12 protein-coding genes and 2 pseudogenes are annotated in these 11,049 nt (G+C 69.6%); 6 read left to right on the plus strand and 8 right to left on the minus strand.

Annotated features, from left to right (window positions below; genetic code table 11):
• The 3 genes from ADK54_RS40250 to ADK54_RS47045 form a co-directional block, all read right to left on the minus strand.
• On the minus strand, window positions 1–306 hold a 306-nt coding region (locus ADK54_RS40250), incomplete at its 3' end, for a hypothetical protein (RefSeq protein WP_159048032.1).
• A gap of 370 nt (window positions 307–676) precedes the next feature.
• Complete coding sequence (locus ADK54_RS40255) at window positions 677–1,057, minus strand: hypothetical protein (protein WP_053730825.1); 381 nt, start codon at window positions 1,055–1,057, stop codon at window positions 677–679.
• Between the two features lie 424 nt (window positions 1,058–1,481).
• A complete protein-coding gene (locus ADK54_RS47045) occupies window positions 1,482–1,991 on the minus strand; it encodes a hypothetical protein (RefSeq protein WP_063802160.1) in 510 nt (169 codons plus the stop codon).
• Window positions 1,992–2,585: 594 nt separating this feature from the next.
• On the opposite strand from ADK54_RS47045, the gene ADK54_RS40265 reads away from it, so the two are divergent.
• The 4 genes from ADK54_RS40265 to ADK54_RS46515 all read left to right on the plus strand — a co-directional run bounded on the left by ADK54_RS40265 (window position 2,586) and on the right by ADK54_RS46515 (window position 6,640).
• Window positions 2,586–3,656: an extracellular solute-binding protein gene (locus tag ADK54_RS40265; RefSeq protein ID WP_053730826.1), complete on the plus strand. Its 1,071-nt coding sequence runs from the start codon at window positions 2,586–2,588 to the stop codon at window positions 3,654–3,656.
• Entirely contained in the window at window positions 3,653–5,236 is a 1,584-nt protein-coding gene (locus ADK54_RS40270; RefSeq protein ID WP_063802161.1) for an ABC transporter permease, read from the plus strand. The genes ADK54_RS40265 and ADK54_RS40270 overlap by 4 nt, the downstream gene beginning before the upstream one ends.
• Entirely contained in the window at window positions 5,233–6,315 is a 1,083-nt protein-coding gene (locus ADK54_RS40275; RefSeq protein WP_078967019.1) for an ABC transporter ATP-binding protein, read from the plus strand. Before ADK54_RS40270 ends, ADK54_RS40275 begins: the two co-directional genes overlap by 4 nt.
• A gap of 184 nt (window positions 6,316–6,499) precedes the next feature.
• On the plus strand, window positions 6,500–6,640 hold the full coding sequence (locus ADK54_RS46515; protein WP_159048033.1) for a hypothetical protein: 141 nt from the start codon (window positions 6,500–6,502) through the stop codon (window positions 6,638–6,640).
• A gap of 112 nt (window positions 6,641–6,752) precedes the next feature.
• Here the strand turns inward: ADK54_RS46515 and ADK54_RS40285 are convergent, their stop codons facing one another.
• Window positions 6,753–6,983: a tautomerase family protein gene (locus tag ADK54_RS40285; RefSeq protein ID WP_053730827.1), complete on the minus strand. Its 231-nt coding sequence runs from the start codon at window positions 6,981–6,983 to the stop codon at window positions 6,753–6,755.
• A 162-nt stretch (window positions 6,984–7,145) separates the two neighbouring features.
• Here ADK54_RS40285 and ADK54_RS44365 point away from each other — a divergent pair.
• A pseudogene (locus ADK54_RS44365) lies at window positions 7,146–8,063 on the plus strand (helix-turn-helix transcriptional regulator).
• On the opposite strand, the gene ADK54_RS49035 reads toward ADK54_RS44365, so the two are convergent.
• The 3 genes and pseudogenes from ADK54_RS49035 to ADK54_RS44380 form a co-directional block, all read right to left on the minus strand.
• On the minus strand, window positions 8,005–8,373 hold the full coding sequence (locus ADK54_RS49035; RefSeq protein WP_420717483.1) for an IS3 family transposase: 369 nt from the start codon (window positions 8,371–8,373) through the stop codon (window positions 8,005–8,007). The pseudogene ADK54_RS44365 and the gene ADK54_RS49035 sit on opposite strands and share 59 nt — an antisense overlap.
• Entirely contained in the window at window positions 8,282–8,815 is a 534-nt protein-coding gene (locus tag ADK54_RS49040; RefSeq protein ID WP_420717482.1) for a transposase, read from the minus strand. Before ADK54_RS49040 ends, ADK54_RS49035 begins: the two co-directional genes overlap by 92 nt.
• A gap of 173 nt (window positions 8,816–8,988) precedes the next feature.
• Window positions 8,989–9,174, minus strand: a pseudogene (locus ADK54_RS44380) (IS5/IS1182 family transposase); the annotation flags it as partial.
• 512 nt (window positions 9,175–9,686) lie between these two features.
• Here ADK54_RS44380 and ADK54_RS40300 point away from each other — a divergent pair.
• The gene (locus tag ADK54_RS40300) at window positions 9,687–10,175 is read left to right on the plus strand and encodes a hypothetical protein (RefSeq protein WP_053730830.1); all 489 of its coding nucleotides are present in this window, start codon (window positions 9,687–9,689) and stop codon (window positions 10,173–10,175) included.
• A gap of 261 nt (window positions 10,176–10,436) precedes the next feature.
• Here ADK54_RS40300 and ADK54_RS40305 read toward each other — a convergent pair whose 3' ends face one another.
• Window positions 10,437–11,015 carry a TetR/AcrR family transcriptional regulator gene (locus tag ADK54_RS40305; protein ID WP_053730831.1) on the minus strand — a complete coding sequence of 193 codons (579 nt, stop codon included), beginning with the start codon at window positions 11,013–11,015 and terminating at the stop codon, window positions 10,437–10,439.
• Between the last annotated feature and the right edge of the window lie 34 nt (window positions 11,016–11,049).

Below are 11,049 nucleotides of genomic sequence, written 5' to 3' on the forward strand. Positions count from 1 at the left end.
GTAGGCGCGGATGTTGCGGCCGATCCGGCCCAGCGGCACTGCCCCGCGCGGTGGCGTGATCGACGCCTCCTGCAGGGCCACGACACTCGCGTTGTCCGAGAGGCCCAGGGCGTAGGTCCAGCGGCCGGGGGACCGCTGCATGTTCCAGGTCGCCATCCGGTTGCTGTCCGGCGGCGCCGCTGAAGCAGTGCCCCCGCCCACGAGGAGGAAGGCGGCGCACAGGGCACCCACCACCAGCGCGATCAACCCCCGTCGGCCACCAACGCGGCGGACGGCTGCTGCTGTTCTCTTCTCTGGATGCTGCATACACGCCAATGTCCTGGCGCCTTGCCCGCAACAGCAGGCGCATTCAAGGCAGTTGCCCCGGACGAGGGATGAACGCCGTGCCAAACAAAGCCGCCCTCGTAGCGCCCACCGCGGCACCATCCAATGGCCTCCTGGCCAGCCGCACGTACAGCTGCGGCCCGTGGGCACCTGATGTGTTCGCGGGCCGCAGCTGTTCACGGGTAGGCTCAGCGCCTGCCCGGGGCAGGGGACCGAGGCGGCACGGCGGTGAGCCCCGGCCCCGACGTGGAAACGTGGGTCGACCGTCCTTTGTCAGTTGATTCCGGCAGCCCGCCATACTCCTGACGCCTCGACATCACCGCTGGTCAGACGGCGGACTTCTGCTGGAGTGCTAGCTGGTCACGCGGTAGGCGCTGACCCAGTCGCCGATGCTGTGGTAGCCGGATCCGTCGATGGTGATCGACCCCCCGGTGCAGTCGAAGTTGTCCCACAGCTCCACCTTGGTGTTGGCGCCGTCGGCGCGGGCGGAGCGGATGTGGTCGTTCCAGTTGTTGCCGACGTAGTGGCAGTCCCCGGTGTTTCCGGAGAATGTCGTATCCGCGCCTTTCCAGTCCGCCTCCCAGTAGGCGTGCCAGCTGCCGGTTCCCAGAGGGGCATGGGCGGAGGAGGGAGCGGACGAGGACGTGAGGGGTTGGGCGGATGACGGGTAGGCGGTGATGACGGTGCTGGCCAGGACCGCAGCCGTGACCACGATCTTGCGTAAGGCGGGCAAGTCGTCTCCTTCAACGTTAGGCCCCGGAATCTCGGAGTCCGTCTCCAGGGCGTCCCAAACGGGCCTTTCCGTCTCCGGGGCACCTCAAACGGACTTTTCGGCCGTGCTCCGCTGTCGGCGAATGGTGAGTGCGTCGAACAGCCACCTGCCGTAGACATACGAGAACCGGGCCGTGATCCCCGGTGGCCCGCTCCCGCCACTCCTCCATCCGCTCGCTGAGTGGAGGCCACCGCGCGGGCAGGCCGGGGCCGCAGTGCTGTCGTGCCCTGCCTTCCGCGTGCAGGCCAAACGGGCAGTTACAGATTCTGGAACTGCCGGACTCCGGCCCCCGAAAGCCGACGCGGGTCTGTGCCGGGCAGCCCCGGCCGGTCCTCGAAAGCGCAAGGGCCCCGGGGGCTGTATCCAGACCCCGGGACCCCTTCGTTCACTTCATCCTGACCGCTGTGTTCAACGACCATCCGCAATCCTGGTCAGCGTGCCCGCCTGCACCCAGTTCATCCCCGTGCCCGGCGAGCAGCGCGAGTTGCTCGGTGCTCAACCGGTCGCCGGACTGTTTTACGTGGTCTTCGCCATTGGGCTCATCCCGATTCTCAGCTGCCCCAGGTACGTGGGGCGCGGATGTGTCCGGGACGTCCACTGTGAGGACTCGCCGCAGCTGGTCGAGCGCAGGCAGTCCGGCCGGACCGTCCGGTGTCCGGTAGATCCGGCAGGCCAGCCCCGGGGAGCGGCCGGGCTCGGCGAACGGGTCTCGCCCGTCGACCAGCAGGGTGGGGGAGCCTGTGAAGCCGTGGTGTTCCGCCTCGTCCTGTGTGGTGATCACGCGCGTGGTGACCGTGACGTCCGTACGGCTGGCCTCGTCGAGTGAGTGCCCTACCAGCTCGGCGGCGGGCTCGGCGTTCGGGCAGTCGGGTACGACGAGGATCTCGATCTCCATGCCTCCATCATCGTGCAGCCGTCCGCCCCACGGCCGGAAGACCGCGGCCACCGGCCTCCAACGGGACGTCCTCAGCGAGGCCGACGCCCGCGTGCTCTATGAAGCGTGCCGCCACGACAAGGTCCCCTGCACCGCCATCGGGCTGTGGGCAAGGAACCCGACTGCCGCGAACGCGTCAGGCCCACATCACTCCCAACTCCGTGAGCGTGGTGCGTTGCCCGGGTGTGAGCCTGCTGCGGCGGGTTTTGGAGTTGCAGGTCCTTACGCCCAGTCGGAGGGACACCGCCTGGTTCTTGCCGTCGTCCGCGATGGTCTCGCGCCGTGGCGCGTGGTGGCCTGCCGCGCCGCGCCTTCCTGCTCGGCCCATTGCGTGAGGGCGGTCAGGCCGCTGGAACGCCTGCTGCGCCTTGTTCGCCCAAACCGTGATGTCTACAGGCATGTAGACGAGGCGCCGAATTCTCACTAAGGTATGCCTCAGCTAACTAATGCGGGGTTGCTTCTGCGCGGCCCTGCCCTCATTTCCTGGCGGCGCGGTCGCAGTGACCGCAGACCGCCCGGCTATTTCTGCTCACCCCTGACGTAAGGACGTTCATCGTGCCCGGACCCGGACGGTCGATCGTGGCCCTGCCGATCGTGGCTGCTTCGCTTCTCGTGCTGGCGGGCTGTGGCGGCTCGGGCAACAGCAAGAGCGCCGACGGCACAGCTGTAACGGGTGGCTCTTCCTCACTCGCGGGGCAGTCGATCACCGTCTACAGCGGGCAGCACGAGCAGACCGTCAAGACGCTCACCGCGGACTTCGAAAAGCGCACCGGCATCAAGGTCCAGCTCCGCTCGGGCGACGAGGCCGAGCTGGCCAATCAGATCCTCCAGGAAGGCGCGGCGTCTCCGGCCGATGTGTTCTACGCCGAGAACCCGCCGGCGCTGACCGTCCTGGAGGAGAAGCAGTTGCTCGCCCCCGTCGCGCCGGGCACCCTCAAGGCCGTCCCGGCAGCGGACAGTTCCCCGACGGGCGGCTGGGTCGGCGTCTCGGCGCGGACCGCCGCGTTCGTCTCCGCTTCCGGCACCCCGGCCGACAGTTCCCCTCCTGCCTCGGTACGCGACCTCGCCTCGCCCGCCTGGAAAGGCCGGCTCGGCATCGCCCCCGGCGAGACCGACTTCGCCCCGATCGTCACCCGCATGATCAAGACCGACGGGACCGACGGAGCGAAGAAGTGGCTCCAGGGACTCAAGGCCAACGCCAAGGTCTACAACAGCAACGAGGACCTGTCGGCCGCCGTCAACAGCGGCGAGGTGCAGGGCGGCGTCGTGGACCACTACTACTGGTACCGCCTGCGCGACGAGAAGACAGCTGCCGGCACACACAGCAAGCTCCACTACTTCGCCAAGGGCGACCCCGGTGCACTCGTCGACGTCTCCGGCGCCGGAATCCTCAAGTCCAGCAAGCACCAGGCCGCCGCCCAGGCCTTCCTCGCCTACCTGGACGGCAAGAACGCCCAGCAGCTGATCGCCGCCTCCCAGAGCTACGAATACCCCCTGCTCGCGGGCGTACCGGGCAAGGCCGAGCTCGCGCCGCTCGACTCGGTCGGAACCGTAGCGCCCGTGGCCGACCTCGGCGACGGCAAGGCCGCACTGCAGCTCCTCCAGGACACCGGCCTCCTGCAGTGACCACCCCGAATCTCGCCGACGGCCCGTCGCCGCCAAGGCGGTGGCGGGCCACCGGCCTGCTCTCACCGCTGGCCGTGGTCGCGTTCGCCGTCGTGGCGGTGGTGGTCTCACCGCTGGGGTTCGTAGCCATGCAGGCGGCGCAGGCCGGCTGGGACCAGGCGCAGCGGCTGTTCGGCCGCCCCGTCCTCGCCACCCTGATCGTGAACACCGTGACCCTGGCCGGGGCCGTCACGTTCGCGACCGCCGTCATCGGCTTCGGCGCCGCCTTCCTCATCGAGCGGTCCGACCTGCCGGGCCGACGCTGGTGGACGGTACTGCTCGCGCTGCCGCTGGCCGTGCCCGAGTTCGTCCGCGGCTACTCCTGGGTCTCGCTCTGCCCGTGGGTGCACGGCTACTGGGGAGCGGTCCTCGTGATGACCGGCTCGCTGTACCCGCTGGTCATGCTCCCGGTCGCGGCCGCGCTGCGGCGTACGGACGGCGCCGCCGAGGAGGTGTCGCGCAGCCTGGGCCGCGGGCTGTGGACCACCCTGTGGCGGGTCACCCTGCCACTCGCCCGGCCCGCGCTCGCCGGCGGCGCACTGCTGGTCTCGCTCTACCTGCTCGGCGAGTACGGCGCGTTCGCGATGGTGCGCTACACCACCTTCGCCACCGCCATCTTCACCGAGTACAAGCTGGGCTTCGATGCCGCGTCGGCCTCCCTGCTCACCTCGGTGCTCGTCGCACTCGCCCTGCTGCTGGTGGGCCTGGACGCCTGGGCGGGCCGCCGCGGCCGCACCACCCGGTCAGGCAGCACAGCGCGCAGTGCCGCCCCGACGGCGCTCGGCCGCTGGAAGCTCCCGTCCCTGGGAGCACTGGCCGCGGTCGTGGCCCTCTCGCTCGGAGTCCCGCTCTACGCGCTGGGCTACTGGCTGGTGAAGGGCGATTCGACGTCTCTGCCGTCGGCCTCCGTCTGGTCCTCGGCGCTGACCACCCTCGGCTACGCCTCGACCGCGGCCCTGGTGTCCACGACGGCCGCCGTGCCGGTGGCGCTGTACGGCTGGCGGCGTGGCACCTGGCTCGCCCGGAGCGCTGAACGCGCGGCCTACCTCACTCGCGCACTGCCCGGGATCGCCGTGGCCCTCTCCGTGGTCTTCTTCGCCATCCGCTACGCCCAACCGCTCTACCAGCAGCCTCCGATGCTCGTCACCGGGTACGTCATCCTCTTCTTCCCGCTCGCCCTCACGGCCGTCCGTGCCGCCCTCGCCCAGGTGCCCCCAGGAGTCGAAGAAGTCGCCCGCTCCCTCGGCACCCGCCCGCTCGCCGTGTTCACCCGGGTCACCCTGCCCCTGGTCCTGCCGGGACTGGGCGCCGCCGCCGCGATGGTGACGCTCACCGCGAGCACCGAGCTGACCGCCACTCTGCTTCTGCGCCCCACGGGCACCCAGACCCTGGCCACCCAGTTCTGGGTCTACACCAGCGGACTCGCGTACGGAGCCGCGGCCCCGTACGCGGCGCTGATGGTCGTCATGTCCGTGCCCCCCGTGCTTCTGCTGACCCGCCGTGCCCTCGGCTCCCACCCCACCCCGGAGACCTCCCGATGAGCGGCCTCGCGATCACCGACCTGCACGCGGCCCACGGCCGCACCCCGATCCTGGACGGCGTCGAACTCACTGTGCCCGACGGTGAACTCGCCTGCGTCCTGGGCCCGTCGGGCTGCGGCAAGAGCACCCTGCTGCGTGTCATCGTCGGCTTCCACCCCGCCCGGCGCGGACACGTGGCACTCGGCGACACCCTGCTCGACGACGGGCTGCGCCGGCTGCCCGCCGAGCGCCGCCGTATCGGCTACGTCCCGCAGGACGGCGCCCTCTTCCCACACCTGACCGTCGCGGCCAACATCGGCTTCGGCCTGCCCCGCTCACAACGCCGCGATCGCGTCGCCGAACTCCTCGACCTGATCGGCCTGCCCGGCCTCGGTGCGCGCCACCCCCACCAGCTCTCCGGCGGCCAGCAGCAACGCGTCGCCCTTGCCCGCGCCCTCGCCCCCCACCCCGAACTCCTGCTCCTGGACGAGCCGTTCGCCGCCCTCGACGCAGCCCTGCGCACCGACCTGCGCGCCGAGGTCGCCTCGACCCTGCGCGCGGCCGGCACCACTGCAGTCCTCGTCACCCACGACCAGGACGAGGCGCTCTCCTTCGCCGACACCATCGCCGTCATGCGGGCCGGCCGGATCGTGCAACAGGCAACGCCACAGGACCTCTACCGCGAACCGGCCGACAGCTCCGTCGCCCGCTTCCTCGGCGAGGCCAACATCGTTACGGCCCATATCGAGGGCCTGCGGGCCGACACCGCATTCGGCATCCTGAAACTGACCGTCAACGCCGGTACGGCGCGCCAGGGACCGGTGCTCCTGAGACCACGTCAGCTGCGGCTCAGCCCGACGCCCGGCCCGGGCAAGGTACGCACCCGAGTGCACCGCTGCCACTTCCGGGGCAGCGACCACCGGGTCGAACTCGCCCCGGAAAGCAACGAGCTGCCTCCTCTCCTCGTCGCCTACACCGACGCCGCCTGGCACGAGGGAGAGGCATACGTCGAGATCGACGGCCCCGCCCACCCCGTCGACGAACCCGCCGCGCCTCCGCGCTCTGCTTGCGTGACCGCAAACGCGGCACCACGGAGCTGATTAGGCAGCCCCCGTATGTCGCCTACGCGATCAACCAGGTCGGCAAGGAGCCCAACAACCCCCTACGCGCTGTGGGAGGTGTTCGTGCACGACCCGCATCCCGGACGCACCGTGACCGTAACCACCTCGCCCGACGTCGGCTGGCTCGACGAGGAGCGATGAGGACTGGCGCGGCCTGACCGCGTTGTTCTGGTCCAACGCCAACCCGTACGGCACCTTCCGCCTGGACATGGACAAGCGGCTCGACCTGGGGCTGACCGCTGCCGTGGCCCGTCCCCGCACCCCGGTGGACACCGCCGACCGAACGAGTACGGGGACACGATGAAGGGCTCTGCTGATCTCACTGCCCCCCGGATGAACGAGACCGTGTGGCGGGCGCTCGACCCGGCGGCCCTCGGTTTCAAGGTCATGTCTTGGCCGCATGACGGCCGGTGCGGTCAGGCGCCGTTGGTGTCGGTCGCTGTCGCCTCGCCGAGCATGGCGAGGGTCAGCACGTTGCCGGAGATGCCCCAGCCGCCGTCGGCGACCTCTTCGACCAGAACCATGGTGGTGTTGCGGGCGTGCTCGCCGTAGATCTCGACATACAGCTCGGTGGTGCGGGTGACGATCTCCTCCTTCTGCTTCGGGGTGAGGGTCCTCTCGGGGACCTTGAAGTTCGCGAAAGGCATGGCTGGTTGTTCCTTCTCTCAGTGGGGCGTTACAGGGAGCTGCCCGCGGTGAGCAGGCCGTCCTTCCACGATCGGCCGGTCCCCCATCCCTAGCCAGGGCTGCGTTTACCCAGGGGATGCCACCCCCTGGCTGCGCTCTGGCGTACGAGCGACCATGAAGGGGTGAACCTTCCAGAACTCGGTGCCTTCCTCAGGACACGCCGCGACCGCATCCGCCCCGCCGAGGTCGGTCTCCCTCAAGGCCCGCGCCGGCGCGTCCCCGGGCTGCGCCGCGAGGAAGTCGCGCAGCTGGCAGGGCTGTCAGCCGACTACTACACCGAGCTGGAACGCGGCAGCGCAAAGAACGGCGTGCAGCCCTCGACCCAGACTCTGGCCGCCCTCGCCCGAGCCCTGCGCCTGAACGGCGACGAGCGCGACTACCTGTTTCACCTGGCCGAACGGCCGGTCCCTCCGTCAGCACACGGACCATCGGCACACGTGCAGCCCGCGCTCCTCGGGCTCCTGGACCGGCTGTCCAACACCCCCGCCCGTGTCATCACCGACCTGCACGAAACCCTGGTGGAAAAAACGACCTGGCCCTGGCCCTGCTCGGCAAGTCCCCGGCCCACCGCGGCCCGGCCGCGAGCCTGGTGTACCGCTGGTTCACTGACCCGCAGGCGCGCGAGATCTACCCGCCCGAGGACCACCCGCACCACTCCCAGGTGTTCGTGGCCGACCTCCAAGCAGCGGCCGCCCGGCGCGGCAGCGACACGGAGGCCACGAAGATGGTCGCCGTGCTGCGCCGCCGCAGCCAGGAGTTCGCAGCCCTCTGGGACACCCACGACGTCGCGGTGCGCCGCATGGACCACAAGAGAATAGTCCACCCCATGCTCGGCGTCATCGAACTCGACTGCTACAACCTCCTCAGCGAGGACGGACGGCAACGCCTGCTGTGGTTCACCGCCCCGCCCCGCCCCGCCCGGAAGCCCGGGAGCCGAGCAGCTGGAACTGCTGTCTGTCGTAGGGACCCAGGAGCTGAGCGTCACGGAGGGCATGGCACCGGAGGGGTTGTCCGCGGCGGAATCCGGATCGCAGCGCTGACCCGCGCCGCAGAGGGAGGACCGCCTTCCCGGCAAGGCGTGGCGGCCCCGGATTGGGTGATGTCCCCGATCCAGGCCCGGTTGGGGCGGGATGCGGTGAAGTTGCGCCGCAGGAGATCGCGTACCGCCTGGAGGGCGGGGTCTGGGATGGTGGTGCGGTGCCGACGCTTCAACATTCGTCCCTGAATGGAGTGTTGGCGCATGAGTCGCTCGATGCGCTTACGGTTCACGACCGGGCCGTCGGCACGGAGCTCGGCGGTGATGCGCTTGGCTCCGTACGTCTTCCCGGACTCTGCATGGACCTTGCGTATCCGCTGGGTGAGTGCCGCGTCCGCGCCCCTTTTCGCGGCGCGGGCCGGGGCAGTCTTCAGCCATCGGTAGGACCTGGACCTCGACAGGTTCAGCACGGTGCATAGCCGCTTCACGCCGAAGGTGCCGCGGTGGTCGGCAACGAACTCGAAGCGGCTCACCACAGTTCGTCGCGCCCGCAAAATACTTGGCTGCCCGGCGCAGGATGTCGCGTTCCATCTCCCGCTCGCGCACCTGCTTGCGCAAGGCCGCGATCTCCGCCTCCTTCGCCGACGCCGCGACCGCCTCGGGCCGCCCGGCCTCCTCCGCTGTCTTGATCCACTGCCGCAACGTCTCGTGGTTCACACTCGGCTCGGCAGCGATCCGCGAGACGGGCCGGCCCGACGACCGGGCCAACGCCACCGCGTCGGCCTGGAACTCCGCCGAGTACTTATAGGTCCCCACCTGGACTCCTCTCCCTGGACTCAAGACCCAGTGTCAAGGTGTCCACGATCAAGGTGGCGGGCCCACCCTCAAGTGAGGGGTTTCGTCCTGGCGCGGCCGCGAGGTGAAGGGTGAGGATGGCCTTGACGGCCGCGGTGTTGCGGTTGGTGCTGCAGCGCAGCTTGCGCAACCCGGGCGAGCTGGGCGTAGGTGTCACCGCACCTCAGATGGGCCAGAGCGAGTGGAGCCTGACGGCCCGCCGGCAGGCGCCGCCACCGTGTGCAGATCTCCCGCCGCCGGAAGGTGAGTTGTCCAGTTAGGAACGTCAGGAACCGCAGGCTGCGGCTGGACAGATCGATCGAAGATGGGTGGACAAGCACACGAAGCTCCTGGCGGACAGGGTGATCTTGGTCGAGAACCCGTCTACCAGGAGCTTCATCGTTACGCAAGAGCGTCCAACTCGCAGTCGGCACCGCGAGGTTGGAAAACGCTCAATGGTGGCTGTTGTCTCAGACCATCTGGTCCAGCACCGCTGCCCGATCGCGCTCAACTACGCTCGGCCGATATGATGGGTCTTCCCTGCGTCAATGCTGGCCCACATTGCGGCCATCTGATCCCTCCGTGCATCGAGCTGTAAGCGTGAACCACAGACGACGTCGCTGTCGATTCCCTACGGAGCGATCATTCGCAATTCCTAATTGGCAGCCGAGTCGTCGTGGGGCGACGGGCGGCCAATCATTCCGAGCCATCAGCGGCAAAGCACTACAAGCCACACCCGTCCCCCCTGGGCGGGCCAACCATACGAAGGGCTCGCCCTGTCCCGCAGGAGAGCGTAGGGACAAGCGCTACCCCCGCGCCGAAGTCGCGCTTTCTCGTCCTGCACGACTACGGCATGGGCGGCGCGTGGTGGTGGGTTCACGCGCGATCGGCCCGAGAGGTCCTGGAGACGTTCGCGGAGGTCGAGGTGGTCGACCCTCCCGATGCCATCGAGCGGGCTGACCGGGACCTGGAGGAAGTCGACATCGACGAGCCAACCATGCCCCCGAGCCTGGACCAGCTGCGGGCCGCGCGCGACGCACAGCGCGGCCGCCCGGGTTTCGGTGCGCTCGCGGGCCGGAGCATCGTGCACCTTCGGCGTCGCTGGGACGGGGAAGGCGATGAGCCGGCGATCTACCTCATGGAGGTCGGCTCCGACGGCCGCAGGTTGCGCCAGGTAGAGCTCGCTGACGACGGAACCGCACTGAAAAGCAGCCCCGACGACTGGTCGTTCAACCCGCCAGTGGTGGACCTCTACGACCCTGAGTGGGCGGACAAGGAGATCCGTCCGGACGAGTTTGAGGCGGCATGGCTGCGAGCACGGCACGTCGCCAGCGAGCAGTGAAAGGGCCCAGCCATCGCATGGCGCAGCCAGAATGCCCGCCCGTGACCGCTTTCGAGCGCACCCGACCGGCCACCAGATCCGACCGCAGCACTCCCGTAACCTCTGCTCCAGGGTTCAAAAGCAGCTTCCCACGATGACAACTCGCTTGTCGGCCAGTGCAGTCAGGCCCTTTCGCCGAGATCACCCAGACACCGCCCGACTCTAGGCCCGACGGCGTCATCGCTGATGACTTCCGGCCACGGCGCGGCCGCCGGGCGGTGCTCAGGCGCCGGCGGGCCCCGTGCGCAGTCCGGCCATGACCAGGTCGAGGAGGCGGGCGGCGCGGGGCTCCCAGTCGTCGTGCGGGTCGAGCTGCCACAGGCCCGCGATGGCGAGGAGGAAGTCGTCCGCGGTGAAACCGGGGCGGATGGTGCCGGCGTCCTGGCCGGCGCGGAGCAGCAGGCCCGCCGCCCTCATCACCGGGGTGGGCGGCGGCTTCTCCGGCCCGCCGGGGGTGCAGGTGGCCTGGCGGATCGCGTCGGCCAGCCCGGCCTTGGTCATGGCGAACTCGGCGAGCCGGTCCATCCACGCGCGCAGGGCCTGGTCGGGCGGCCGGGTCTCCAGCAGCTGGGTGGCGCTGCCGGCGACCTGCTGCATCTCGTGACGGTAGATCTCCAGCACGAGCGATTCGCGGTTGGGGAAGTTGCGGTAGAACGTGCCCTGCCCGACGCCCGCCTTCTTGGCGATCATGCTCAGCGGGGCGTCCGCGCACCGGGACAGTTCGACGAGGGCCACGTCGAGGATGCGCTCGCGGTTGCGCTGCGCGTCCGAGCGCCGGGGCGAGTCCTGCTGCTGCGGCACGTGTCCTCCTCATGGGTCCGTGGCGGGAACCCAC

The organism is Streptomyces sp. WM6378 (assembly GCF_001279695.1).
Lineage (GTDB): Bacteria > Actinomycetota > Actinomycetes > Streptomycetales > Streptomycetaceae > Streptomyces.